The sequence below is a fragment of the Salinisphaera orenii subsp. halophila YIM 95161 genome, assembly GCF_003732545.1.
Lineage (GTDB): Bacteria > Pseudomonadota > Gammaproteobacteria > Nevskiales > Salinisphaeraceae > Salinisphaera > Salinisphaera orenii_A.
In genome coordinates this window covers 42,777-68,925 of record NZ_AYKF01000046.1, presented here as the reverse complement: position 1 = coordinate 68,925, position 26,149 = coordinate 42,777, and the positions used below count along the sequence as shown (strand labels likewise).

22 protein-coding genes are annotated in these 26,149 nt (G+C 66.3%); 8 read left to right on the top strand and 14 right to left on the bottom strand.

Features of this window, described 5'->3' with window-relative positions; translation table 11 throughout:
* Positions 1 to 165: 165 nt before the first annotated feature.
* On the bottom strand, positions 166 to 2,028 hold the full coding sequence (locus tag SAHL_RS03305) for a sigma-54-dependent Fis family transcriptional regulator (protein WP_123589974.1): 1,863 nt from the start codon (positions 2,026 to 2,028) through the stop codon (positions 166 to 168).
* A gap of 149 nt (positions 2,029 to 2,177) precedes the next feature.
* Between SAHL_RS03305 and SAHL_RS03300 the strand changes: the two genes are divergently transcribed.
* Positions 2,178 to 4,208, top strand: a complete 2,031-nt coding sequence (locus SAHL_RS03300; RefSeq protein ID WP_123589973.1) for an NADPH-dependent 2,4-dienoyl-CoA reductase — start codon at positions 2,178 to 2,180, stop codon at positions 4,206 to 4,208.
* A gap of 117 nt (positions 4,209 to 4,325) precedes the next feature.
* On the top strand, positions 4,326 to 5,486 hold the full coding sequence (locus SAHL_RS03295; protein ID WP_123589972.1) for an IS30 family transposase: 1,161 nt from the start codon (positions 4,326 to 4,328) through the stop codon (positions 5,484 to 5,486).
* Positions 5,487 to 5,507: 21 nt separating this feature from the next.
* On the opposite strand, the gene SAHL_RS03290 is transcribed toward SAHL_RS03295, so the two are convergent.
* A complete protein-coding gene (locus SAHL_RS03290) occupies positions 5,508 to 6,842 on the bottom strand; it encodes an aminotransferase class I/II-fold pyridoxal phosphate-dependent enzyme (protein ID WP_221177806.1) in 1,335 nt (444 codons plus the stop codon).
* A gap of 82 nt (positions 6,843 to 6,924) precedes the next feature.
* Here SAHL_RS03290 and SAHL_RS03285 point away from each other — a divergent pair, with 82 nt between their 5' ends.
* From SAHL_RS03285 to SAHL_RS03270, 4 genes are all read left to right on the top strand, one after another.
* Complete coding sequence (locus SAHL_RS03285) at positions 6,925 to 7,818, top strand: dihydrodipicolinate synthase family protein (RefSeq protein WP_123589970.1); 894 nt, start codon at positions 6,925 to 6,927, stop codon at positions 7,816 to 7,818.
* Positions 7,819 to 7,877: 59 nt separating this feature from the next.
* On the top strand, positions 7,878 to 8,498 hold the full coding sequence (locus SAHL_RS03280; RefSeq protein WP_123589969.1) for a LysE family translocator: 621 nt from the start codon (positions 7,878 to 7,880) through the stop codon (positions 8,496 to 8,498).
* Between the two features lie 179 nt (positions 8,499 to 8,677).
* Positions 8,678 to 8,872, top strand: coding sequence for a hypothetical protein (locus SAHL_RS03275; RefSeq protein ID WP_123589989.1), 195 nt, complete (start codon positions 8,678 to 8,680; stop codon positions 8,870 to 8,872).
* Positions 8,865 to 10,397 carry a sodium:solute symporter family protein gene (locus SAHL_RS03270; protein WP_123589968.1) on the top strand — a complete coding sequence of 511 codons (1,533 nt, stop codon included), beginning with the start codon at positions 8,865 to 8,867 and terminating at the stop codon, positions 10,395 to 10,397. Before SAHL_RS03275 ends, SAHL_RS03270 begins: the two co-directional genes overlap by 8 nt.
* Positions 10,398 to 10,679: 282 nt before the next feature.
* On the opposite strand, the gene SAHL_RS03265 is transcribed toward SAHL_RS03270, so the two are convergent.
* From SAHL_RS03265 to SAHL_RS03255, 3 genes are read right to left on the bottom strand one after another with little or no spacing between them, the layout of a single operon-like run.
* Positions 10,680 to 11,297 carry an Isoquinoline 1-oxidoreductase subunit gene (locus SAHL_RS03265; RefSeq protein WP_123589988.1) on the bottom strand — a complete coding sequence of 206 codons (618 nt, stop codon included), beginning with the start codon at positions 11,295 to 11,297 and terminating at the stop codon, positions 10,680 to 10,682.
* A 14-nt stretch (positions 11,298 to 11,311) separates the two neighbouring features.
* On the bottom strand, positions 11,312 to 13,507 hold the full coding sequence (locus tag SAHL_RS03260; protein WP_123589967.1) for a xanthine dehydrogenase family protein molybdopterin-binding subunit: 2,196 nt from the start codon (positions 13,505 to 13,507) through the stop codon (positions 11,312 to 11,314).
* 3 nt (positions 13,508 to 13,510) lie between these two features.
* Entirely contained in the window at positions 13,511 to 13,966 is a 456-nt protein-coding gene (locus SAHL_RS03255) for a (2Fe-2S)-binding protein (protein WP_123589966.1), read from the bottom strand.
* A 185-nt stretch (positions 13,967 to 14,151) separates the two neighbouring features.
* Between SAHL_RS03255 and SAHL_RS03250 the strand changes: the two genes are divergently transcribed.
* A complete protein-coding gene (locus SAHL_RS03250; protein ID WP_123589965.1) occupies positions 14,152 to 14,868 on the top strand; it encodes a M15 family metallopeptidase in 717 nt (238 codons plus the stop codon).
* A gap of 90 nt (positions 14,869 to 14,958) precedes the next feature.
* Here SAHL_RS03250 and recQ read toward each other — a convergent pair whose 3' ends face one another.
* From recQ to SAHL_RS03235, 3 genes are all read right to left on the bottom strand, one after another.
* Positions 14,959 to 16,761: a DNA helicase RecQ gene (gene recQ, locus SAHL_RS03245; protein WP_123589964.1), complete on the bottom strand. Its 1,803-nt coding sequence runs from the start codon at positions 16,759 to 16,761 to the stop codon at positions 14,959 to 14,961.
* 5 nt (positions 16,762 to 16,766) lie between these two features.
* Positions 16,767 to 17,462 carry a PAQR family membrane homeostasis protein TrhA gene (trhA, locus tag SAHL_RS03240; protein ID WP_245965448.1) on the bottom strand — a complete coding sequence of 232 codons (696 nt, stop codon included), beginning with the start codon at positions 17,460 to 17,462 and terminating at the stop codon, positions 16,767 to 16,769.
* Between the two features lie 227 nt (positions 17,463 to 17,689).
* Positions 17,690 to 19,945, bottom strand: a complete 2,256-nt coding sequence (locus SAHL_RS03235; protein ID WP_123589987.1) for an acyl-CoA dehydrogenase — start codon at positions 19,943 to 19,945, stop codon at positions 17,690 to 17,692.
* 284 nt (positions 19,946 to 20,229) lie between these two features.
* On the opposite strand from SAHL_RS03235, the gene SAHL_RS03230 reads away from it, so the two are divergent.
* Positions 20,230 to 20,916, top strand: coding sequence for a TetR/AcrR family transcriptional regulator (locus SAHL_RS03230; protein ID WP_123589962.1), 687 nt, complete (start codon positions 20,230 to 20,232; stop codon positions 20,914 to 20,916).
* Between the two features lie 25 nt (positions 20,917 to 20,941).
* Here the strand turns inward: SAHL_RS03230 and SAHL_RS03225 are convergent, their stop codons facing one another.
* From SAHL_RS03225 to SAHL_RS03200, 6 genes are read right to left on the bottom strand one after another with little or no spacing between them, the layout of a single operon-like run.
* A complete protein-coding gene (locus SAHL_RS03225; protein WP_123589986.1) occupies positions 20,942 to 21,310 on the bottom strand; it encodes a PilZ domain-containing protein in 369 nt (122 codons plus the stop codon).
* A 2-nt stretch (positions 21,311 to 21,312) separates the two neighbouring features.
* A complete protein-coding gene (holB, locus tag SAHL_RS03220) occupies positions 21,313 to 22,290 on the bottom strand; it encodes a DNA polymerase III subunit delta' (RefSeq protein WP_123589961.1) in 978 nt (325 codons plus the stop codon).
* Positions 22,287 to 22,925 (bottom strand): dTMP kinase, encoded by a 639-nt coding sequence (gene tmk / locus SAHL_RS03215; RefSeq protein ID WP_123589960.1) that lies wholly within the window; start codon positions 22,923 to 22,925, stop codon positions 22,287 to 22,289. The genes holB and tmk overlap by 4 nt, the downstream gene beginning before the upstream one ends.
* Entirely contained in the window at positions 22,922 to 23,929 is a 1,008-nt protein-coding gene (gene mltG / locus SAHL_RS03210) for an endolytic transglycosylase MltG (RefSeq protein WP_245968367.1), read from the bottom strand. The genes tmk and mltG overlap by 4 nt, the downstream gene beginning before the upstream one ends.
* Positions 23,926 to 24,780 carry an aminodeoxychorismate lyase gene (gene pabC / locus SAHL_RS03205; protein WP_184947265.1) on the bottom strand — a complete coding sequence of 285 codons (855 nt, stop codon included), beginning with the start codon at positions 24,778 to 24,780 and terminating at the stop codon, positions 23,926 to 23,928. The genes mltG and pabC overlap by 4 nt, the downstream gene beginning before the upstream one ends.
* Positions 24,773 to 26,134 carry an aminodeoxychorismate synthase component I gene (locus SAHL_RS03200; protein WP_221177805.1) on the bottom strand — a complete coding sequence of 454 codons (1,362 nt, stop codon included), beginning with the start codon at positions 26,132 to 26,134 and terminating at the stop codon, positions 24,773 to 24,775. The genes pabC and SAHL_RS03200 overlap by 8 nt, the downstream gene beginning before the upstream one ends.
* Positions 26,135 to 26,149: the final 15 nt, after the last annotated feature.

The window sequence follows — 26,149 nt, the reverse complement described above, 5'->3', positions numbered from 1 at the left end:
CCCCCCCCCGCACCCGCCGGACCGGCGGGTGTTGTGCAGTCGCCGAGCAATGCCCGTGCCGGCGTTTTAGACCTTTGATTTTTATAGATCTATCGCCGAACTGCGAGGTTGTTAGTACTCGTGGTGCCACAGTCGATGCAACACCTGTGGCGTTACGCCATCGCCCTAGCCCGCGCCCCGTTTCAGCCGCCGGTGGATGGTGGATCGGTCAACGCCCATGCTGCGAGCCAGCGCCGAGACGTTGCCGCCGTGGTCGGCCAGACGGCGTGCCAACGCCGTGTCACGGTCCGCACTGTCGCGGACCGTCTCGGGCAGCTCGTCGGGGCCGATGAGCCCCTCGTCGGCGAGTGCGGCGGCGACGTCGAGGCTGTTCTGCAGTTCGCGCAGGTTGCCCGGCCAGTGGTGACGCGACAGCGCCCGGCGGGCCGAGGGCGCGAGCCTGTAGCGCGCGTCGTAGCGCTCGGCGAGGCCCTCCAGCATGCGGTCGACCAGCGCGTCGAAGTCGCGGCGGTCGCGCAGCGCCGGCAACCGCAGCGTGGCTGCGTTCAAGCGGTAGTAGAGATCCTCGCGGAAACGGCCCGCGGCCACGTGGTCGGCCAGCGCGCGGTGGGTGGCGGAGATCAGGCGCAGGCGCACCGGTTTCGGCTCCAGGCCGCCGACCGGCGTGACCTCACCTTCCGAGAGCACGCGCAGCAGGCGCGTCTGCAAGGCCAGCGGCATGTCGCCGATTTCGTCCAGAAACAGCGTGCCACCGTCGGCTGCGGCGATCAGCCCGGTCTTGCCGCGACGATCGGCGCCGGTGAAGGCGTTGGGCACATAGCCGAACAGCTCCGACTCGATCAGCTGTTCGGGCAGGGCCGCGCAGTTCACGGCGACGAAGCGCCCCTCGGCCCGGTCGGTGTCGTGGATCGCCCGGGCCAGCCACTCCTTGCCAGTGCCGGTTTCGCCCTGGATGAGAATGGGAATATCGCGCACGGCGAGGCGGGCGGCGCGCCGCTGTAGCGCGGCCATGGCCTCATCGCCGTGGCTGAGTGCGGCCAGCGCCGGTGACGGCTCGGCCGGCGGCGTCGTTACGCCGCGGCGACGCGGTGCGGCCGGTGAGATCGCACTGGCGAACAGGGCCGGCTCGCCGCCGGCGTTGAGGACCCGCTCGCCCGCACTCTGGCCGCGCATGTACTGCGGCAGGTCGTCGATCCCGATATCGAAGAAGCGTGATATGGGCTGGCCGATGAGCGTGTCCGCGGTGTTGAAACGCAGTCCCGTCGCCCGCGCGAGCGCGCCGAGTCCGCCGTGGGTGACACCGCTGATGCGCCCGCGGGCGTCGAGCGATACGGCGGCATCGGGGTCGATGTCGATGAAATCCGGGGACTGCGACAGGCGCAGCACCCACTCGCGACGGGCGCGGGCCACCAGGTTGGCCAGTTCGATGCGGCGTGCGGTGTTGCGCGTCAGATGCAGGGCGAGCTGCTGGCTGGTCTTGGACTCCGGCGAGCGCAGCTGGGAGATGTCGAGCACGGCGACGAGTTCGCCCAGGGTGTCGAAGACCGGTGCAGCGGTGCAGGTCAGGCCGATGTGTGTGGGGTCGAAGTGATCGTCCTGGTGGATCGTCACCGGCTCGCCGCTGACCAGACAGGCGCCCATCGCCGACGTGCCCGCCCGGTTCTCGCTCCATTCCGCGCCCAGATACAGTCCGGCCTGCCGAAGCTGGCTGTCCAGTCGCGGATGCCCGAGATAGTCGACCGTCACGCCGCGGGCGTCGGCGAGCATGACGACATAGTTCTGTTCCGAGACCTGTTCGAACAGCGAGGCCACGCCGGAACGGCTGATGCGGATGATGTCCTCGGCTTGGGCCTGATGTTCGCGCAGCTTGGCCTCGGGCACGATATAGGCGTCCTGGGCGTCCGCCGGGTCGAGCTTGTAGTCGTTCACACAGCGCAGCCAGGACTGCACGACCGCCGGATCGCGACCACTGTCCGCACCCGCGGTGACGCGCTCGATCTCTCTGACGTGCGAGTCGATCGTGATCATGCGCCTCTCCTCCTTTTCTTATGATCTCGACATTGGCACAGCCCCGCCGGCGCGACAATCACGAACCGTCGGCGGCGCGGCGGGCGCGGTAATCCCGATCATCCGCTTGTGAAAGTTATACTTTTCCAATTGACCCGCCAGGCATCGCCATGACCCACCCGCATTACCCGAAACTCTTCGAACCGCTCGACCTGGGGTTCACGCAGCTCAGGAACCGGGTGCTGATGGGGTCCATGCATACCGGCATGGAGGATTTCTTCTGGCATTACGACGAGCTCGCCGCCTATTTCGCCGAGCGCGCGGCCGGCGGCGTGGAGCTGATCGTCACCGGCGGGATCGCCCCCAACGTGGCCGGTTGGGTGTCACCGATGGCAGGCCAGATGTCGCACCGCCTGCACGTCTGGCCGCACCGCAAGATCACCAGGGCGGTGCATGCCGAAGGCGGCAAGATCTGCATGCAGATCCTGCACGCGGGGCGCTACGGCTATCACCCGTTCATCGTGTCCGCCTCCGATCGCAAGTCGCCGATCACGGCCTACAAGCCGAAGCGCCTGACCACCGCCGGGGTGAAGAGCACGATCCGCGACTATATCCGCTGCGCGGAGCTGGCCCGCGAGGCCGGCTACGACGGCGTCGAGGTGATGGGCTCCGAGGGCTATCTGATCAACCAGTTTCTCGTGGAGCGCGTGAACGACCGCGACGACGAATACGGCGGTAGCGTCGAAAACCGCCAGCGGATCGCAGTCGAGATCGTCGAAGGCATCCGCAAGGCGCTGGGCCCGGATTTCATCCTCATCTATCGCCTGTCCATGCTCGATCTGGTCGAGAACGGCCAGCGCTGGGACGAAATCGTGCGCCTGGCCAAGGCCGTGGAAGCCGCCGGCGCGACGATCATCAACACCGGCATCGGCTGGCACGAGGCGCGCATTCCCACCATCGTCACGCGGGTGCCGCGTGCGGCTTTTGCCTGGGTCACGAAAAAGCTCAAGAGCGAAGTCGCCCTGCCCCTGTGTACCACCAACCGCATCAACATGCCGGACGTGGCTGAGTCGCTGCTCGCCGACGGCACGGCGGATATGGTCTCGATGGCGCGCCCGTTCCTCGCCGACCCCGAGTTCGTGAACAAGGCCGCGACCGAGCGCGCGGACGAAATCAACACCTGCATCGCCTGCAACCAGGCCTGTCTCGACCACACTTTCCAGTGGAAACGTGCGAGCTGTCTGGTCAACCCGCGTGCCGGGCATGAAACGACGCTCAACTTCCCGCCCGCCAAGACCGCGCGCGACGTCGCCGTGGTCGGCGCCGGCCCGGCCGGCCTGGAGGCGGCCACGCGTCTGGCAGAACGCGGGCACCGGGTCACGCTGTTCGACAGCGCCAGCGAGATCGGCGGCCAGTTCAACATGGCCAAGAAGATCCCCGGCAAGGAAGAGTTCTACGAAACGCTGCGCTACTACGCGCGCAAGCTGGAACGGCTGAAGGTCGATGTGCGCCTCGACACGCTAATCGAGGCGGATGATCTCGTCGCCATGGGCTTCGACGACATCGTGATCGCCACCGGCGTCAATCCGCGTACACCGGCTATCGACGGCATCGAGCACGCCCGCGTCGCCTCCTATATCGACGTTATCCACGGCCGCGTCGAAGCCGGCCCCCGCGTGGCCGTGATCGGCGCCGGCGGGATCGGTTTCGACGTGAGCGAATTCCTCACCCACACCCGACCCTCGCCCGCCGAGGACAAGCAGAAATTCTTCGACGAATGGGGTGTGGACCCCACGCTGACCAATGAATCCGGCCTTGTGGAGCCGGACCCCGAGCCGTCACTGCGCGAGGTCTGGCTGCTGCAGCGCACCGACGCCAAGCCCGGCAAGGGCCTGGGCAAGACCAGCGGTTGGGCGCACCGCGCCTCGCTCCGACACAAGGGCGTACACATGCTCGGCGGCGTTGCCTACGAACGCATCGACGGGGCAGGCCTGCATATCCGCGTGAACGACGAGCCGAGACTGCTGGACGTGGATACCGTCGTCATCTGCGCCGGCCAGGAAACCCGCCGCGATCTCGCCGACGCGCTGGGCGCCCGCGGGATGAAGACGCATATCATCGGCGGCGCCAATCTGGCGGCGGAACTGGATGCCAAGCGGGCGATTCGGGAGGCGGCGGAGTTGGCTGCCGGATTCGGCTAGCCAGTTATATAGACGGGAACGTTGCCAATTTACTTCGGGCCCCAGTCTGCTATCGGCTCTGGATTCAACGTATCGATGCAACACACTGCTAACAGATGAAGCAGGAGTGTCTACCCGATGCAATATAGAACGCGAATTCAGTACACGGAGAGCCAGAAAGCTGAGATGTGGGATCGTTGGCAGCGAGGCGAGTCGCTCCATCAGATCGCCCAGCTGTTCAATCGGTACCACACGTCGGTACGAGGCATTATCGCAGCCTCGGGTGGAATTCGCCCGCCTAGCCGGAGTCGCGCTGCGCGCGCACTGAGTCTGGCCGAACGCGAAGAAATTTCACGCGGCATCGCGCTGAGCCATTCGATTCGCGCGATTGCCTGCGGATTGTCGCGAGCGCCATCGACGATCAGCCGCGAGATTCGACGCAACGGTGGGACAGCCCAGTATCGGGCAACGGTAGCCGATCAGGCCGCGTGGCGTCGGGCATCTCGTCCCAAGCCCTGTAAGCTGGGTATGCACGACCGATTAGCCCGTGAAGTTGCCGCAAAACTGCAGAAACAATGGTCTCCAGAGCAGATCGCAGGCTGGCTGAAGCGCACCTATCCCGACGACCCGAGCCGACAGGTGTCGCACGAAACAATCTATCGCACGTTGTTCATCCAATCCCGTGGCGCGCTCAAGAAGGAGTTGCTCGCCCATCTACGTCGTACCCGGGCGATGCGGCGTTCTCGTCACCATACGCAGAAAACGGATAATCACGGGCGGATCACCGGTACGGTCTCGATCAGCGAGCGACCGGCGTCGGTCGACGACCGAGCCGTACCTGGGCATTGGGAAGGCGACCTATTATTCGGCAGCAAGAACAGCCAGATCGCGACGCTCGTCGAGCGACACACACGTTACGTCATGCTCGTGAAGATCGATCGTAAGGATACTGCGACGGTCGTCGACGCCTTGATCGAAAATGCGCGTCGGCTACCCCAGCAACTGTATCGCTCGTTGACTTGGGATCGAGGCAAAGAGATGGCTGCCCATCAACGCTTCACGCTGGCGACCGATATTCAGGTTTGCTTTTGCGACCCACACCATCCTTGGCAGCGGGGATCAAACGAAAATACCAACGGGTTACTGCGCCAGTATTTCCCGAAAGGTATGTGCCTCACCGCATTTTCCCAGGCTGAGCTCGACACCGTCGCGAGAAACCTCAATGAGCGACCGCGTAAAACACTAGATTACGAAACGCCGGCCGAGCGGTATCAACGTGTCGTTGCGTCGATCCATTGAATCCAAGGCCAATAGCGGACTCTATAGGCCGTTACGGTCTCTCGTCCGGATGACAGAACTTAGGTCAGTTGAAAAGCTCATGATCTCGCTTTGTTGCACACGGGAGATCGTGACGCGAATCGCCTGATTATGCTTCTGAACGTCGTATGCGGTACTAGACCGAACAAGCCACCCGCGCTTGGCCATGGCGTTCACCACATATTCCGCATCGCAGGGCAGCGGTATCCACACGTTAAGGCCGTCGATGGTCACGGGGGCTTCGATCGCATGGCGTGAAAGCGCTGCCATCAATTCGTTGCGCCCGTGGGCGTACTGGGCTTTTGCTCGTTCAAGTGTCTGTTCTATCTCGCTCGAGTTCAGACAATGACTGGCCAAGGTTTGCAGGAAATGACTCACCCATGTCATGCCGGGCGCCAGCCGCGCCTGCAACCGCCCGGCCGTTGCGGCATCACAAGCCAGCAGTGCTAATCGAATATCTGGGCCCAGAGCCTTTGCCAAGGATCGAATCACGGCCCAGCGAGTCGTCGATTCGGGAATCGGTGATCGATAGGGCGTGGCCGCCAACAGCGCGAAGTGATCGTCCACGATCACCAGCACGTCGGGGTAATCCGCTAGAACCTGCGCGATCTCACGGGCGCGATCGCTCGTCAGGCTGGCTCCAGTCGGATTTTGTGCGCGCGCCGTGATCAGAACCGCGCGTGCCCCGTTTTCCAGAGCCGAACGCAGCGCATCGGGGCGGATCCCCGCCCCATCGATACTTACGCCCCTGGGATGCATGCCGGACAGGCGCAAAGCGTTGATCGTGCCCAAATAACAGGGATCTTCCACGGCGACTTGATCGCCGGGGAGCAATTGCGCACGCGCGAGGCGCTCGATGGCATCAACACAACCATGCGTCACCAGATAACCGAAGTCGTCCGACGGGCAATCATTACAAAACCACGCGGTCGCATATCGACGCAGCTCGGCGTCGAGGGTGTCCTCGCCATAAAGCGCATGGACAAATTCACACTTGCGCGCGATCTGGTTCATATCCGGAAGACAGGCAGGATCCGGATTGCCATCGGCCCAGTCGATCAGCGTCGTGTGCGCGCTGAGGCCTTCCTGCTCACCGGCGCTGGGCGGCGCTGCGATCCGTGTACCGCGCCGGCCTTCGCTCACCACCAGCCTCGCTTCAGTCAAGCGTCGATAGGCCGCGGCCGCCGTGTTGCGATTCACGCCGAGTTCGATGGCCAGCTGTCGCACGACCGGCAGGTGATCGCCGGGCCGAAATACGCCGGTACCGATCGACGATCGAATACTGGCAACAATTTCTTCTGTCGTGGAACCCTGGATTTTCATTTTGTCATAGGACAATATAGAGCCTGTTCCAGGACAGTCTAGTTCAACGCAGTATCGCCGTATCGATTCAGGCCACCCCACGCATTGCAGGATATTTATGTTTACCGGTCTAAGCGCTTTTCCATTGAGCCCGCTGGGGCGTGACGGTATCGATGAATCCGCTTTCATCCGGTTGATTAAACGGCTGGTTTCGGCAGAGGTCGATTCGATCTGTGCGCTGGGATCGACCGGCAATTATGCGTATCTGCAGGCTGACCAGCGCGCGCGCATCACGCGGTTGGCTGTCGAGCACGCGGTCAACACCCCGGTCGTTATCGGCGTGGGCGCGCTGACGACCGACGAGGTGTTGGCATACGCCGAAGACGCGCAAGAAGCCGGGGCCGATGGTTTACTGCTGCCGCCCATGTCGTATCAGCCGCTGCGGGACGGTGAAGTGCTCACGCTCTACGAAACAGTCGCGCGCTCGGTCGATGTCCCGATCTGTGTCTACGACAACCCGACGACGACGCGTTTTACGTTCTCGGACACGCTACATGCCGAGATCGCCCAGTTGCCGCATATCGGCTCGATCAAGATTCCGGGCGTTCCCGACGACCCGGCCGAGGCCGCGGCGCGTGTCGAGCGCTTGAAAGCAGGGATCCCGAAACACGTTACCGTCGGTGTAAGCGGCGACGCGTTCGCTGCGCGCGGACTGAATGCGGGCTGCGACGCCTGGTATTCGGTAATCGGCGGCCTGTTTCCCGAGCCGGCCTTGGCGATCACGCGTGCCGCTCAGGCCGGCGACGCCGTCGAGGCGGCACAGCGCTGCGATGCGCTGGCGCCATTCTGGATGCTCTACAAACAACATGGCGGTAGCCTGCGGGTCATTGCGACGGCGGCCGAACAGCTCGGCCTGGTCGGGCCCGATTGTCTTCCCCGGCCGCTGCAGACGCTCGATGACACGGGGCGGCGTGCGCTCGATGACGTGCTGAACGCGCTGAACCTCGAATAACTCGACAACGAATCGTGCGGTGCTCGATACGAGATCACCCGCTCAATTCGTATCCCGGCATGCAGCTATCGAACCTGATTTTCATTCTCACGTCGGCATTCATGGTCACGGCCAGCCCCGGCCCGGCGTCGCTATCGATCGCCGATACGTCGCTCGGGTCGGGGCGACATGCGGGTCTGGCATTAGCAGCCGGCATCGTGACCGGCTCGTTGTTCTGGTCTGCCAGCGCGGCTTTCGGGCTTGGCGCGCTGATGAAAGCGTACCCATGGGTACTGGATATCGTGAGGTACCTCGGGGCGGGCTACTTGCTCTGGCTGGCTGTCAAATCGGCCCAGGTGGCAATATGGAACCGCGGCGTGTCGGCAAACGCTCGAACGGATCGTCTTGGTGGACTACAGGCGTACCAACGCGGACTACTGATCCATCTGACCAACCCCAAGGCCATTCTGTTCTTCGCGTCGATCTACGCGATTGCGCTACCAGCCGACACGAGCCTACTCAGCCTCGCAATCGTCGTGTTGGCGTTGCTCATTCAAAGCAGCCTGATCTTCTTTGGTTACGCACTGCTGTTCTCGGATGCGCGAATCTCGTCGTTCTATAAACGAAGCCGTCGATTCTTTTCAGGCGTGTTCGCGCTGGGTTTCGGTGCGGCGGCCTTCAAGGTTTTGATCTCGGCTTAGGTCTGCTATGGGTCGCTAACCGCTGAAACCGAAGCCCATCATCATGGATTTGGAGAGCTGATACGGCCGTCAAGCGCGCTACCCGATAGGGGTATTGCCGCAGCTGTCCGGCAAGGCAGTTGCTCGCTTGCCGTGCCTGTAAGGTAGAGGCGCGGAGCATGCAACGGACGAGGAGCGCCATGCGAACAAGCCGCTGGGTCTGGGCCGTCTGGGCACTGGTCGTCGTTGCCTTTGTATTGCCCTACGGGCCGCTTCGCGACGTTCATGCGTGGTACGGCAGTTTTCTGGTCTGGACGCTTATTGGGATAGCCGTGTTAGCCGTCAACGTATTGATCACGCGCGATTTTAACGACGATCGAGAACTCCATGAGTAGTGGCCTGATCTGGCTCGCCATCGGCCTCTATCTACTGATCGCGCTCGTGACCGCCTGGGCCGCGCGCTCGGGTGCGGCCAGCGATATGAGCGCATATTTTCTGGGCGGTCGTCGCATGGGCGGTATAGTCTCCGCGCTCAGCTACAGTGCAACCACCTACAGCGCATTCATGCTGGTCGGTCTGGCCGGACTGACCTACGCCGGCGGCATCGGCGCATTCGGTTTCGAGATCGTTTATTTCGCCGGTGTGTCGCTGATTTCCGTATTCGGGCCGCGTTTCTGGGCGGTCGGGCGACGCTACGGCTTCGTCACGCCCAGCGAGATGCTGGGCTACCGGTATCAAAGCCGGGCGGTGTCGGTGGTGGTCACGCTCACCAGCTGCCTGTTTCTCATCCCCTACGCCGCAGTGCAGCTTGCGGGCGTGGGCTATCTCCTATCCGGCATGACCGATGGCGCGATTTCGTTTACCACCGGTACGGTGGTCGCGACCACGCTGGCAGTGGTGTTCACCTGGATTTCGGGCATCCGTTCGGTGATGTGGACCGACGCGCTGCAGGCAGCGTTCATGATCGTGGCGGCAACGCTGGTCGCGATCGTCGTCGTCGAAGCTCTCGGCGGATTCGGCGCGCTGTTTGCCTCGCTGGCGCGCGATCATCCCGAAATGCTGGCAGTGCCCGGCAACGGCCGGTTCACGCTGTTGACTTTTATCGGTCTGACCATGCCGTGGTTCTTCTTCAGTTTGTCGAATCCGCAGGTCAGCCAGCGGCTGTTCATGCCGGCCTCGCTGACTGCCATGCGACGCCTGATTCTGGGTTTCATGGTTTTCGGTCTGATTTACACACTGGTTGCAGTGATCTGGGGCTTGGCCGCGGTTGTGGCGTTTCCGGGGCTGGCCAACGCGGATCAGGCTACCCCGACGCTGCTGGCCTCGGACTACGTGCCGCCGGTGCTGGGCGTGATCGTGATGGTCGGCATTCTTGCCGCTGCAGTGTCGACCATCGACTCGATCATGCTGACGCTGTCCGCGATGCTGGCGCGCGACGTGTACGCCAACCGCCGAATCACCGTTTCCGAGAGCGCCCAGCTCAAGGTCGGTCAGCGGGTCATCCCGGTTATCGCGCTGGCCGCTTTCCTGTTTGCCGAACTTCAGCTTGATCTGATCGTGATTCTCTCGGTTGCGGCCTCAAGCGGGCTGGTGGTGGTCGTGCCCGCCATCATCGGCGCGTTTTTCTGGCGCCGCGGCACGGCTGCCGGGGTGCTCGCGAGTATGATAATCACCGGTCTCGGTGTGCTCGTCAGCGAACTCAGCGGCGTCGATTTTTTCGGTCTGCCCTCCGGGGTCTGGGGGCTGCCCATGAGCACCCTTATCTTTGTCGGCGTCAGCCTGGCGACGCGGGCGCCGACGAGCGTCACCGAGGCGTTCATGGCCTGCGCTAACGGGGACCAATCGACGCTTCCTGATTTCGACAGAGACGGCTGCCCCAGCGCTTGGCGCCGGTCAGACAACTCGACGCAAGCGCGTTAAGTTCACCTGAACACCAGAGTGATCCATCTGTTCATCAGCCACGATAGCGAGCGCGTCATAAGCCTTGAAGCAAAGCGGAGTGCGATTTAAGAAACTGAACGGCCGCTTTGGGGCCGATAGCCGACTCAGGCACAGGGCGACAGCCAATGGTCGGCGGTAAGACTAAACCTCGTTGTCGGCGATCTATTTCGTCAAAAACGACGACGTTCTTGCTGGTGCGCAAACCCCAGGCTACGCCGCTCAAAAAGCGACTACTTTGAACGACTAAAAATCAACCTGTATTCATTCCGCGGGACAATGGGCCCCGGAATGCGCCCAGGCGGCGAACAGCTCGCCGAACTTTTCCTGCGTGCCGGGCACCGGCGTGCGGTCGCCGCCCGGGTTCCAGCCCCAGCCGACCAGGCTGTCTTCGGCCATGTGATGGATCAGTTCGTCCATGTCCATGCCGCCGTTGCGGTCCTGGTCCTTGATCTGGGTGCAGATCTCGGCGAGTGACTTGCCGTACCAGGCCATCGAGCGCGGTGCGAGATGCCAGTTCGGGTTGCCGGGCACGCCGTTGCCGGCCGAGTCGACGTTCTCGGGCTGGTGGCAGGTGCTGCAGACCATGCCCGGCGCGCCGTGGTTGTCGGGCCCGCGTACGACCGGCGGTTCGTGCGGGCGCATGTCCATGCCCTGGCGCGGGGTGTCGGATACCGGGTGGCAATTCACGCAGCGCGGATGCTGGATGACCTTGCCGGCCTCCTTGAACATGGCGCGGGAGCGTTCGGTTTCGTCTTCGATGTGCTCGAACGCCTCCGGGCCCTTGAGCTGCTGATCGGCGTCGATTTCGGTGGCCTGGGCGTTGCCCAGCAGAGCGACACCGAGCACGGCGGCGAGACTGGCGGTTCGGACGATATTCACGACGGCCGGCATCCTCATGAGATTTTCACGAACGGGAGATCACGGATGGCGTCGCCGGTGAGCCGGCGCCATGCGTTGGCGAGCGCGGGGGCGATGGGCGGCACGCCGGGCTCGCCCACGCCGGTCGGGTCTTCGTCCGACGTGACGATGGTCACCTCGACGTCCGGCATCTCGTGGATACGCAGCGACCGGTAGCGGTCGAAGTTCGCCTGAGCGACGCGACCGCCCTCTTCCAGCGTGATCTCGTTGTAGAGCGCGGCCCCCAGGCCGAAGCCGATGCCGCCTTCCATCTGCGCGCGGATGACGTTGGGATTGACGGCCACGCCGCAGTCCACCGCGCACCAGACCTTGTGTACTTTCGGCGTTCGGTCCTCGTTCTGTGACACCTCGGCGATCTGCGCCACGTAGCTGCCGAACGACTTGTGCACGGCCACGCCACGAGCGCGGCCCGATTCGGACGCGTCCAGCCCGCCGGCGAGATCGGCGACGGCCTTCAGCACGCCGGCGTGGCGCGGATGCTCGCCGAGCAGGGCCAGCCGGCCCTCGACCGGACCCTTGCCGGCCATCTCCAGCAGTTCGTCGACGAAGGTCTCGGTGGAGTAAGCGGTATGCGTATGGCCGACCGAGCGCCACCAGAGGATGGGCACGCCGGCCTCGCCGTCGTGCAGGGTGACGCGGAAGTTCGGGATGCCGTAGGGCAGATCCTCCGCGCCCTCCACCGACGACGGGTCGATGCCGTCCTTGATCATCGCGGCGAAGGCGCTGCCGCTGAATATGGACTGGCCGACGATGGTCTGGTCCCAGAGCGCGACGTTGCCGTCGGCGTCGACGCCGCCGGACAGCCGGTGCACGTTCAGCGGCCGGTACCAGCCGCCCTGGATATCATCCTCCCGCGTCCAGACGAGCTTGAGCGGCCGGGACTTGGCATGTGCTTTTGCGACATGGGCGGCCTCGGCGGCGAAGGGGCTGCCGGGTTGGGCGCGACGGCCGAAGCTGCCGCCGGCATACATGGTATGGATGCTGACCTGCGCGGGTTTCACCCCGAGGATTTCCGCCATCGTGCCCTGGTCGCCGGTCTGCAGCTGCGAGCCGAACCAGCTTTCGACCGCGCCGTCCTTCGCATGGATGACGCAGTCCAGCGTTTCCATCGGCGCATGGGCGAGATAGGGAAAGCTGTATTCCGCTGTCAGCGTTTTGGCCAAGCCGTCGCCGCCCTGCTCGGGCTTGCCGCGGCTCGCGGCCTTCCTGCCGGGTTGTTGCGCGCGCTGGCGATACGCGTCGGTGATTTCGCGGGTCGAGCGGGTTTCGGCCCTGGCCGTGTCCCAGCTCACCTTCAACGCGCGCCGACCCTGCAGGGCCGACCAGGTGTCCTGTGCGTAGACGGCGATGCCGGTCGGAATCGGCTGCACATCGACAACCCCCGGGGTGGATTTCGCCGCGCTCGCATCGACCGACTTCATCGTCGCACCGAACTGCGGCGGATGCGCGACCACGACCGTGAGCATGTCGTCGTGGTGCAGATCCTGCGTGAACAGCGCTTCGCCGTTGGTCTTGATGTTCGTGTCGAGCTTCGGCACGTCGGTGCCGATCAGCCGGAAGTCGCCGGCTTTCTTGAGGGCCACATCCTCCGGCGGATCGAGCTTGGCCGCGGCTTCCGCGAACTCGCCGAAGCCGGCGGACTTGTCACTGCCGGCATGGCTGATCCGGCCCTTGTCGACGCTGATCTCGCCGACCGGGACCGACCACTGCTCGGCGGCGGCCTGTACGAGCATGACCCGCGCGGTCGCGCCCGCCTTGCGCATCTGCATGTAGGAGTTGGCGATCGCGGTCGAGCCGCCCGTGCCCTGCATGCCGAAGGCGAAGTTCTTGTAGAGCTCGGCGTTGGCCGGCGCGCTGGCCGCGCGCATCTGCGACCAGTCGGCGTCGAGCTCCTCGGCGACCAGCGTGGACAGGCCGGTGAACGGGCCCTGGCCGAACTCGATGTGCTTGATGAGAACGGTCACGGTGTCGTCGGGGGCGATGCGCACGAACGCATTGGGCGCGAAGCCGGCAGCGTCCGAGGCGATCAAAGAGGAATTCGCCGCCTGCGTGTCCATGGTCGCGGCGCGCCCGCGGCCCGGCAGCGCCATGGCGATGACCAGCCCGGCGCTGCCCCACGCCGCGCTGCGCAGGAAATCGCGCCGACTCAGGGATGTCGTTGTCACGCTCATGACTTACGCCTCCAGTGTGTCGGCGGCGTCGCGCACGGCCTGGCGGATGCGCACATAGGTGGCACAGCGGCAGATGTTGCCGGCCAGAGCGTTGTCGATGTCGGTATCGCTGGGCGCGGGCTTTTCCTTGAGCAGCGCGGTCGCGGTCATCACCTGGCCGGACTGGCAGAAACCGCACTGCGGCACGTCGATCGCCCGCCAGGCCGTCTGGATCGCCTCGAACTCGGCGCCGTCCATGCCTTCGATCGTGGTGATGTCGTGTCCGGCCGCGAACTTGAGCGGTGTGACGCAGGAACGCTTGGGCTGACCGTCGACCATGACCGTGCAGGCGCCGCACTGGGCGACGCCGCAGCCGTACTTCGTGCCGGTCAGCTTGAGTCGATCGCGGATCGCCCAGAGCAGTGGCATGTCGTCCGGCGCGTCGATCTCGTGTGACGACCCGTTGACGGTGATCTTCATGTGCGGCAGCCCCCAATTGCTTGTATAGCCCAAATGTACCGTGTCGTGCGCGAAGCGCAACCCCGGGAATGCGGATCATTCTTTTTGCGAGCGGCTATCATTTGTACTCGAATCTCAACCGCTTGGCGGGTCGGCTCGATTATCCTGTCGGGTCGAAACCGGCTTCAGGGAAAACTTCTTAATTCATGTCGATCGATCGCCCCATTCCATCGCAGCCGCTGCCGGACACGCCGCGAATACGCACGCTCGCCATCGAGGACAACGGTGAGCCGCTGGTGCCCGCCAGCCTGGCGCCGGATCGGATTCTGGCGCGGCCGCGCTATCACCTCGAGGGGTTGCCGGGTGCGCTCCCGGAGTGTTTCGTGCGAACGGGCGTCTGGACGCGGCTCCTGGCTGCCGCCGAAGCGTTGCCGCGCGGGTATCGGCTCGTTCTGTTCGACACCTGGCGGCCGGCCGATCTGCAGCGCTGGCTGTTCGAGCGCTTCGTCGACGAGTGCGAACAGGCCGACGCGCCCCGGGGCCGGGCGGAGTCGTTCGTGTCGCGGCCGATGGCGGACAGCCAGGCCAGCCCGCCGTATCACCTGACCGGCGGCGCCGTGGATCTTTCGGTCGCGGACGCGCACGGCCGCCTGCTCGACATGGGCACCGACTTCGACACCATGACCGAAGCCTCGCACACCCGGGCCTTCGAAGAGGCTCGGCCGGCTGACGCCCGCCAGCGCAACGTCCGCGCCAACCGACGCCTGCTCTATCACGCCATGATCGATGCCGGCTTCGTCAATCTGCCGAGCGAGTGGTGGCACTACGACTACGGCGACCAGCTCTGGGCCTGGACGCGCGACGCGCCGCACGCGATCTACGGTGCGACCCGGCCGACGTTCCGTTGGGGCACGCTGCCCTAGCCGATCGCCGAGAGCGCCCGTGGGGCGGCCAAGGTCACCGTTCCTCGATGTATCGGCCTCTGGCTGCGCGGGCGCTGAGGTCCGGCGCGCTCACCCCGTGTGTTCGGCGATCACGTCCACGAACGCGCGCCCGTAGGCATCGCGCTTCTTCTCGCCGATGCCCGGCACGTCGGCCAGCTGGCGCACGTCGGTGGGCCGCCGCGCGAGCATCTCCCGCAGCGTGGCATCGTGGAATATGACGTAGGGCGGGACGTCCTGTTCACGCGCCAGTTCCATGCGCAGGCTGCGCAGCGCCTCCCACAGCGGTTCGTCCTCGAGCTCGATCGGCGGGAGCTCCTTCTTGAGACGGGTCCGGGTTCGGGCCGCGCTGCGATCGACCCGCAGGGCGAGTTCCTCCTCGCCCTTGAGCAGCGGCCGGCAGCCCGCGCCCAGTGCCAGTCCGCCGTAGCCCTGATCCACACGCAGATAGCCCAGGGCGATGAGCTGGCGCAGGATCGAGCGCCAGGTCTTGGTCTCCAGATCGGTGCCCACGCCGAAGGTCGAGAGTCGGTCGTGGCCGAGTTCGGTCGCCCGTTCGCTGGCCGCGCCGCGCAGATGATCGACGATATAGCCGGTGCCGAAACGCTGGCCGGTGCGATAGACCGCCGACAGGGCCATCCGCGCGTAGCGGGTCGCGTCGTAGGTTTCGGGCGGGTTGAGGCAGGTGTCGCAGTTGCCGCAGGCGGTGTCGGTCTCCTCGCCGAAATAGGCCAGCAGGTGCACCCGGCGGCAGCTCGCCAGCTCACAGTAGGCGAGCATGCCGTCGAGCTTGTGTCGCTCGACGCGCTTGCGCTCTTCGGCGGCCGCGCCCTGTTCGATCATCCGGCGGCGCTGGATGACGTCGTTCAGGCCGTAGAGCATCCAGGCGTCGGCCGGTTCGCCGTCGCGGCCCGCGCGGCCGGTCTCCTGATAATAGGCTTCCATGCTCGCGGGCAGATCCATATGCGCGACGAAGCGCACGTCCGGCTTGTCGATGCCCATGCCGAAGGCGACCGTCGCGCAGATGATCACGCCCTCCTCCCGCAGAAAACGGGCCTGATGGGTCTGGCGCAACGTGGCCGGCAGACCCGCGTGATAGGCCAGTGCCGTCTTGCCGCGCGCGGTCAGCCATTCCGCGGTCTCCTCGACCTTGCGGCGGGAGAGACAGTAGACGATGCCGGCGTCGTCGGAATGCTCGCGCTCGATGAAGTCGAGCAGCTGTTGTCTTGCGCTGCCGCGCTCGGCCACGCGGTACTGGATGTTGGGCCGATCGAAGCTGTGCAGGAAGACCGGCGCGTTCTCCAGCCGCAGGCGTTCGATGATCTCGTCCCGCGTAGGCAGATCGGCGGTGGCCGTGAGTGCCACCCGCGGCACGTTCGGGAAGCGCTCGGCCAGCGCGGCCAGCTGTCGGTACTCGGGCCGGAAGTCGTGGCCCCACTGGGATACGCAGTGGGCTTCGTCGATGGCGAACAGGGCGATCCGGCACTCGCCGATCAGCTCGAGCGTGCGCGGCTGCATCAGCCGTTCCGGGGCGATGTAGACGAGGTCCAGCGCGCCGGTGCGCATGCCCTGCTCGATCTCGGCCTGCGCGCCCGGTTCCAGGGTCGAGTTGAGAAAGGCCGCGCGCACGCCGAGCTGTTCGAGCGCGGCCACCTGGTCGGACATGAGTGCGATCAGCGGCGAGACGATCACTGCCACGCCGTCGCGCACCAGGGCCGGAATCTGGTAGCACAGCGACTTGCCGCCGCCCGTGGGCATGAGCACCAGCGCGTCGTGACCGGCGCAGATGTGATCGATGATCTCGGCCTGGCGCCCGCGGAAGACGTCGAAGCCGAAGACCGACTCGAGAACGGATTGCGGCGTTGTCGCGTCCACCGGGCCTACTGCACGAGCGCGGCGGCCGAGGGCGCCAGCGGGATGACGTAGAACAGCACGGCGAAGAAGTGGCAGACGCTGCCGCCGATGACGAACAGATGCCAGATGGCGTGGTTGTACGGCAGCCGATCCCAGGCATAGAAGGCCACGCCCACCGTGTAGGACAGCCCGCCGGCCACCAGCAGCCAGAGCCCGCCCGAGGCCACGCTGTCGATGACCGGCTTGATGACGAGCACCACCGTCCAGCCCATCGCCACATAGAAGGCCGTGGACAGGTACTTGATCTCGTTGAGCCGCGTGAGCTTGATCAGCACCCCGCCGATGGCCAGCGCCCAGATCGCCACGAACAGACCCCAGCCCCAGGGGCCGCGCAGATTGACCAGCGTGAACGGCGTGTAGGTTCCGGCGATCAGAAAATAGATCGCCAGATGGTCGAACACCTTGAGTACTCGTTTGGGCCCGGGCGGCGCGATGGCGTGATAGAGCGTGGAGCTGAGATGGCTGAGGATGAGGGTGGCGCCGAATATGCTGACGCTGACCACATGCCAGACATCGCCGTGGAGCGCGGCGTAGACCACCATCAGCACCAGCCCGGTCACCGACAGCGCGGTACCGATGCCCGAGGTGATGGCGTTGGCGATCTCCTCGCCGAGGGTGTAGCCGCTGCTGTTGACGCGCGGCGGTTCTGCGACGCTGTTCATGGCGCGCATTCTGCCATGGCAGCCATCGCACTGCCGCCCGTCCGCGACGCGCCTGTGGCGCGCGTGCGCTCGGCCGATCGCGACGCCCGAACCGGCAGGCACCGACCGGCCGTTCTGGCTTGCCCACGCGGACGCTGGCGGCGCCCGGTCACGACGCTCGAGGCGGGCCGGTGGCCCGCAGATACGCCGGCGCCGCCCGAGGACGGCGCCGGCGTGCCGCCTCGGCGCTACTCGTTCGCGGCCCGGGGCATCGGCGCCTGCGTCTCCTCTCCGCCCTGTGTATCGCGGTAGTAGTCCTCGGCCGGGAACACGTCGACCTGGATGGCCTCTGCGCGGGCGGCCTCCGCGGCGCGCACTTGTTCGGCTTCGTCGGCGGTGATGATGCCGGCCTCGACCGCGGGCTCGAGTGCCTCGACGAGTCCGGCCGCCTCGATCCGGCGCTTGTGCAGGGCCTTGCGGACCTTGAACGTCGGCTCCTGGGCTTCACTGACGCACTTCCAGGCGTGCAGCAGGCGACCCATGCCGGGTTCGTCGGCCCGCGGCCGGCCGAGTCCGGCGAGTGCTACGCGCTCGTACTGCTCGCCCGGGGTCTGGATGGCGGCGGCCGCGGCGCGGTCCATGCGGTCGCTCGGGCCGGTGGACAACGGGTTGATGCGCAGCCAGAACCGGCCCGGATACCGCATCAGCCAGCCCAGCACCGGCACGTCGAAGTTGGCATAGATGCCCTCGAAGGCCTGCTGCACCTGATGCAGACTGTAGTGCAGCGCCCAGTGCACGATCGGCAGGTCCTCCTTTCTCGTGCCTTCGGCTTCGAAGCGACGCAGCGTGGTCAGGCCGAACAGCATCCACGACAGCGCGTCGGCGAAACGCCCGGAGAGCTTGCCGCGCTGCTTGAGCTTGCCGCCGATGAGGAACATGGCCAGATCGGTCAGGAAGGCGAACCGCGACGCGGCCCAGCCGAGCTTGCGAAAGTACTGTGCGGTCTCGCCGGCCACCGGGCTCTTGACCGTGCGTCCGCGGGTGAGGCCGCGCACGAGGCCGCGGAAGAAATTGGCCGTGGAATGGCCCAGCCAGCCAACGATGGCGCTGCGGAAGGCGCTGACATCGTCGGCCTCGATCGCGTTGAGCGTCTTCAGCGCATAGGGGTGGCAGCGCACCGCCCCCTGCCCGAAAATGATCAGCGTCCGGGTCAGGATGTTCGCGCCTTCCACGGTGATGCTCACCGGCGCGCCTGTGTAGGCCCCGCCGAGGATGTTGTTCGGCCCCTGCATGACGCCGGCACCGGCCATCACGTCCATGCCGTCGATGGCCAGCTGCTGTCCGATCTCGGTCGTCTGCTGCTTGAGGATGGCCGAGATCACGGGCGGATGATGACCGGCATCGACGCCCGCACACACGTACACGCGCGCCGACTCCATGGTGTAGGCCAGCGCGGAGAGACGCGCCACCCGGGCTTCGACGCCTTCCATGCGGCCGACCGGAATCCCGAACTGCTCCCGAACCATGCTGTAGGGGCCGGTCGCGGCCGCGCTCAGCTTGGCCGAAGCCACGCCGCTGGCCGGCAGCGACACCGCGCGGCCGCCCGACAACTGCTCCATGAGCATGCGCCAGCCCTGGCCCGCGTTGTCGGGCCCGCCGATGATGGCGCTGGCCGGCGCGACCACGTCCGTGCCGATGATCGGGCCGTTGTCGAAGGCCGAGATCGGCAGGTGATGATCGCCGAGCGTGAGGCCCTTCATGCCCTTTTCCAGCAGGATGACGCTGATGCCGGGATGCTCGCCCTTGCCGAGCAGGTTGTCAGGATCGTGCAGGTTGAACGCCAGGCTGACCAGATTGGCCACCGGTGCGAGCGTGATGTAGCGCTTGGCGAAGTTCAGCCGGATCTGGGGCTCGCCGTCCGCGCCGGCGAAGACCACGCCCTCGGCGCGGATCGAGGCCGCGTCCGATCCCGCAGTGGGTTCGGTGAGGCCGAAACAGGGCACGTATTCGCCCCGCGCCAGGCCCGGCAGGTAGTGATTCTTCTGCGCCTCGGTGCCGTAGGCGATCAGCAGTTCCGCCGCGCCGAGGGTATTGGGAATGACGATGAGCGTGCCCACCGGTCCCAGGCCGGAGGTCTTCATCATCACCGCGCTGCGTCCCAGTACGGAGAAGCCGGAACCACCGTACGCCTTCGGAATGATCAGCCCGAAAAAGCCCTGCTCGCGCAGGAACGACCAGATCTCCTCGGGAATCCGCCGGGTCTCGTGCAGCTGCCAGGCGTCCACGCGATGCAGCAGCTCCTCCACGGGGCCGTCGAGAAACGCCTGCTCTTCGGCGGGCAGGCTCGGGTAATCCGCGGCCATCATGGCCGAAAAATCCGGATTACCGCTGAAGAACTCGCCGTCGACCCAGACCGAACCGGCCTCGAGCGCGTGCCGCTCCGTGTCCGAAATCTTCGGCAGGAGACGGGCGTCGTTGATCTTTTTCAAAAGCGTGGCAAACATGTCGACTCCGGTTGCTGGCGGGCTGAGCTCGGCGATCGCGGCGATCAAATATCGCATCGCGCGTCCGTCGACTCAGTTGACGAGGCCTCTGACTATACGCCGCCGTATTGACGGCGACAAAGGTATTTTCGATTATCAAAAACGAGGATGGCGTCGCTGGAATATGGCACGACGCGCGCACGACTCGGATTGTGCGCAATTTGTCGGAAGGATTACCGAAACTTGGGCCGGGGACGGCAGGTTGCTAAAGTTACCGATGCATGGCGCGGTAATGGAGGTTACTGTTGATCGACCGGTACCCGAGAACGACCGAGGAACGCGAGCGCGCGCTCGCCCAGCTGGACCCGGCGACGCGCGGACGTATCGAGGCCGCGGCGCTGGAGCTGTTCTCCGAGCGCGAGTTCCACCGCGTCAAGCTCATAAACATCGCGCGCGATGCGCGTATCAGCCTGCAGACGCTGTACAAGTACTACGGCAGCAAGGAGACCGTGCTGTTCGCCAGTCTGGATACCTGGCTGGGTGATCTGGCCGGCCGGATGATCGATCACCTCAAGGGCATCGAGAATTTTCAGGACCGGCTGCGCAAGGTGTTCTGGGTGCTGCTCGACTACTTCGAGCGCAATCCGAAGGTCGCGCAGATCATACTCAGTTCGGTCTATCTCAATACCTGGCGCGACGACGACACCTTCCGGCAGCCTGCGCTCATGTCGGTATTTCTGGGCGTGATTCGCGAGGGTCGCGAGCGTGGCATCCTCACCGACGAAGTCGACGAGGTCGAGATCTCGGACTTCATCTGGGGCGTGGCCAATCGTGCGGTGGCGATGTGGTTGATGCGCGGCCGCAAGCGCCCGCTGGCCGACCGGGCGCCCGTGCTTTTCGGCATGCTCTGGCGTGCGATCGCCAGCGAATCGGTGCTCGCCGGGCAGCTCCGCGACGGTGAGCAGGGCCTGAAGCTCTCCGCGATCGGCTAGCGAACGCGCGCCGCTGGGCGCCGGCTCAGAGTGTGTGCGTCGGCCGGTCGGACTCGAGCATGCCCGCGAGCAGTGTCTCTATTCGACGCTGGTTTGCGCCGTTGTCCTGATTCGAGAACTGGATGCCGACACCCGGCGGACGCTGCATGCCGCCGCCACTCGGGGTGAGCCAGATCACCCGGCCGGCGATGGGCAGCCGTTCGTTGTGCTCCATGAGATGCAGCAAGAGGAAGACATCGCTGCCCAGATCGTAGCGGGTGTTGCCCAGCGCCTGGGCCGACACGAACAACCCGCCGTTGCTGACAAAGGGCATGTAGGCGGCATACAGCGCCGCCCTGTCCGGGACGTCGAGGCGCACGATGCCGGACTGGTTGGCGACGGTGGGTTCGCTCATCATCATCGAGTGCGGCGGACGGCCTCGCTCAGGTGCAACAGCAACGACTCTATCACCAGACGCCAGTCCGCGTTGGTATGCGCCAGCCGTGCGGTTTCGGCGACCCGGGCGCACCAGCGTTGCAGCGCCGCGGGGTCGAGTCGCGCCCCGGCGCGGGCCAACGGCGCCGGCAGTTCGGTGGCCGCGCCCTGGCCGAGCGACGCGGTGAGCAGCGCGCCGGCGCGGCGATAGAGCCAGTCGAGCCAGAGATCGGCGGGATCGGCCGCGGCGCGCTCGGCGACCTCGACCGCGTCGGCGCGCGAGGTGAGCAGTTCGGCCAGATCCGTATCCCAGGCCGCCGCGAGGCGGTCGTAATCCCGCGATTGGCGAGCGTGCACGGCCAGCGGCGTCCGCAGACTGTCGCTGTCCAGACCCTCCGCGTCGATGCCCTGGGCGCTCAGCCAGGTCTGGGCATCGGCCGGTGCCGGTGGCGGCACACGCCAGAGCTGGCAGCGGCTCCGGATCGTGGGCATGACCGCCGACACGCGATCGGTGATCAGCACGATGTGGCAGCCGGCGGGTGGCTCCTCCAGCGTCTTGAGCAGGCTGTTGGCGGCGCTGGCCGACAGGGCTTCGGCGGGCTCGATCCAGCCCAGGCGGCCGGTATCGTACTGCGAGGTCAGCTGCAGCCGCTCGGCGAAGGCGCGCACCGCCTCGACCTTGATCAGGCGGCCCGTCTCCTCGGGCATGAGTTGCGACAGGTCGGGATGGGTGCCGGCCGTGTATTGGTGACAGGCGCCGCAGCGGCCGCAGGCATCGCCATCGGCGGTGCGGTCGCGACACAGCAGCGCGCGCACGGTGCGTTCGGCGAACGCCCGCTTGCCCACGCCCGGCGGGCCGCAGAAAAGCAATCCGTGGCCGACATGGCCGTCGGCGATGGCGCGGCTCATGTGGGCCCACAGGCCCGCCTGCCAGGGCAGCGCTTCCCGGGCCGTCGTCATGCTGGCCAGGCCGCGACGGCGGCGTCGATCCGGGCACGGACGGCCGCCGGCGGCTGTGCGGCGTCGATCACGTGATAGCGTGTCGGATCGGCGGCGGCCCGCGCCCGATAGGCGGCCCGGACACGTTCGTGGAAGACCATCGTCTCGCGGTCGAAGCGATTGCCCTCGCCGCGTCGCCCGGCGCGGGCCAGCCCTTCGGTCACGGGCAGATCGAACAAAAGCACATGGTCGGGGCGGCGATCGTTCTGGACGAGCTGCTCGAGGGTGGCCACGGCGGCGTTTCCGAGCTGCCGCGCCGCGCCCTGATAGGCGTAGCTGGCGTCGGTGAAGCGATCGCAGACGACCCAGGCGCCGCGCGCCAGGGCCGGCTCGATGACCTGTTCGAGGTGGGCCGCGCGGGCCGCGAACATCAGCAGCAGTTCGCTCATCGCCGGCATCGGCACGTCATATTCGTTCATCAGCACGCCGCGCACGGCCTCGCCCAGCGCCGTGCCGCCGGGCTCGCGGGAGACCACCACTTCGCGGCCGCGCGCGCGCAGCGCCTCGGCCACGTGTGTGATCTGGCTGCTCTTGCCGGCGCCCTCGCCGCCCTCGAGCGTCACGAAACGCCCCGGTGACCGTGTCCCATCACTCATGAGCCGCGCTGATACTTCTGTACCGCTCGATTATGCTCGGCGAGCGTATCCGAGAACACGTGGCTGCCGTCGCCGCGCGAGACGAAGTACAGCGACGACCCCTCCGCCGGATTCAGTGCCGCCCGGATCGCGGCGCGCGACGGCGTGGCGATGGGTGTCGGCGGCAGGCCGCTGCGGGTGTAGGTGTTGTAGGGGGTGTCGCGCCGAAGGTCCGAGCGGCGTATGTTGCCGTCGTAGTCCTCGATGCCGTAGATCACCGTGGGATCGGTCTGCAGGCGCATGCCCTTTTCGAGGCGACGCGAGAATACGCCCGCGATGCGGCGTCGCTCCGCCGGGACGGCGGTCTCCTTTTCGATGATCGAGGCCAGGATCAGCGCTTCATAGGGCGTGTCGACCATGGCATCGTCGGCACGCTCGGCCCAGGCCTGTTCGAGAAAGGTGGCCATCGCCGCGTAGGCGCGCTCGAGAAACGCGAGGTCGGTCATCCCGCGCGGGAACAGATAGGTATCGGGCATGAAACGGCCTTCGGGCGCCTCGTCCGGATGGCCGAGCGCCGCCATGATCTCGGCATCGGACTTGTCGGCGAGCGTGTGCTCCAGCGCATCATTGTCGGCCAGGCGCCGGCGGATATCCGAAAAGCGGCGCCCCTCCACCAGTGTCAGGCGGTACTGGCGCGTGTTGCCGGAGACCAGCAGTGCCACGACATGGGCCGGCGTCTGCCCGGCCGGCACCACGTATTCGCCGCTCTTGATGCGGTGGGCCTGGTCGGTGGCGCGGGCATAGAGCGACAGATAGCGCACGTCGCGCGGTTTGGCGATCACGCCCTCGTCGGCGAGCCGACCAGCGATCGCGCGAAAGCTCATGCCCGGATCCACCGCGATGAGTTTGCCCTGCTCGTTCGGCAGCGGGTTGAAGAAGAAGCGCGCGGCATCGACTGCGAGCGCGATCGCGCCCACCAGCAGAAGCAGCATCGCCAGCCCGACCATTCGCTTGAACACCGTCATTCGCCCGTACTGTCGCCGGTCAGGGGCACCGGCTTTTCGTCCGTCTCGATGAGCCTACGACAATCCGCCGCCGCGGAGGTGCTGTCACGCGGCTGCAGGTCGCCCATCCGTGTGACCGCCACCACCCCGCCGACGCTGTTGCAGGCGATGACCGCGTGCACGCCTGCCATGTCATCCATGCCGATCTCGGTCTCGATCACCGGCGTGCCCGCGATTTGCAGGGCATGCATCAGTCGCGCGCGGGTCGCCCCGGCCACGCCCGCACGGCTCAGCCGCGGGGTGAGCCAGCGGCCGGTCTCGTCGCGAAAGAGCAGATTGCGCATGGTGGTCGCCACGATCGAACCGTCGGCCGTGCACAGGTAGGCGTCGGCCAGCCCGCGTCGCGCGCATTCGGCCCGGGCGAGCACCTGTTCGAGCCGGTTGAGATGCTTGACGCCGCCCAGTCGCGGCTGCTCGCCCAGCACCAGGTCCGCGCGTTCGAGCTCGAGCGGCGCCGGTGTGTCGCCGGCATGCGGCGGCAACGCGTGACGCGAGACGATGCGCCGGCTGCCGCGGTCCGGCGGCGCATAGCCGCGCCCGCCGCTGCCGCGCGTGATCACGATCTTGAGAACGCCGCTGCCGCCGTCGACGAACAGCCGCGCGGCGTCGGCCCGCAGCGTGCGTGGGTCCGGGCGATCGAGTTCGAGCGCATCGCAGTCGTACGTGAGCCGGCTCATGTGCGCCTGCCAGGCGACGATGGCGCCGGATTCGACGCGCAGGGTGCGGAAGATACCGTCGCCGTACGCCAGACCGCGATCGTCGGTCGGCAACATCGCGTCCGGCGTGCCGTCGACGAGGCAGGCGTCATCCATACGGCATCCCATCGGCGTCGCGAAAGCTGCGCAGCACGCCACGCGCTTTGATGCGCGTTTCCTCGAGCTCCTGCTCGGGGACCGAGTCGGCCACGATGCCGGCCCCCGTGCGCAGGGTCAGCTCGCGTTCGCGCATCGACAGCGAGCGGATCACGATGTTCGTGTCGAGCCGGCCACAGCGGCTGAGGTAGCCGAAGGCGCCGGTGTATGCGCCCCGCCCCTCGCCTTCCAGTTCGGCGATGATCTCCATGCAGCGCACCTTCGGGCAGCCGGTGATGGTGCCGCCGGGGAACACGGCCCGCAGCACCGCGCCCGGACCGACGCCGGCACGCATGCGACCGCGGATGTTCGACACGATATGGTGCACGTGGGCGTAGGACTCGGCGACCATGAGCTCGTCGACCCGGATCGAGCCCGGCTCGCAGACGCGGCCGAGATCGTTGCGCTCCAGGTCGATGAGCATGACGTGCTCCGCCCGCTCCTTGGGATGATCCAGCAGCTCGCGGGTCATGAGGGCGTCGCTGCCGGGCGTCCGCGGCCGCGTCCCCGCGATCGGTCGCGTCTGGGCGACGCCGTCGTCGACAAGCAGCAGGCGCTCGGGCGAGGAGCACGCCAGCGCTTCGCCCCGCCACTGGATCAGTCCCGAGAACGGCGCCGGGTTCGCGGCCCGCAGCGCCGCCTGGACGGTCGCCGGCGCGGTCGGCTGTCTCAGCCGGCCGTGCCAGGCCCGCGACAGATTGGCCTGAAAGATGTCGCCGGCATGGATGTAGTCGCGCGCAGCCGCGACCTGGGCGATATAGGCTGTGGGATCGGCTTCCTGCCAGTCGGCCGCGAGGGTGTCGGCCGCCGGTGCCGGCCGGTCGGCGGCCGCATCCAGATCGGCCTGCATGGCCGCAATGCAGTTGCCGTGTCCGGGCTCGGCCAGCAGATGCAGGCGGTCATCGCGACGATCGCGCAGGATCGCCGCCGGGCAGCGCACCGCGAAGGCGTCCGGCAGCGCGGACGCCGGGCCGGGCGGCAGCGACAACCGCGGTTCCACCGCTGCGGCAGCCTCGTAGCCGAGATACACGAACCAGCCCCCGATGAACGGCAGGCCCGGCACGCCGTCGCTGTGCTCTGCCGCCAGGGCGACGTCGAGAGCCGCGAAGAAATCGCCGTCGCCGTCATCGGCCGCGATCGTCTCGCCGGGAAAGGCGAGCAGCAGGTCGAAGCGGCTCTGAGCGGCCGCGCCGGCGCTGCTCTCCAGCAGAAAGGGATAGCGTGACGGTCGGGCCGCGGCCAGCGCGAGCAGATCGCAGGCCGCATCCGCGGAGCGGATCCGATGGTGGAGCGTGGCCGCGGTCGTCGTGTCCACGGGGCCGTCGCCGGC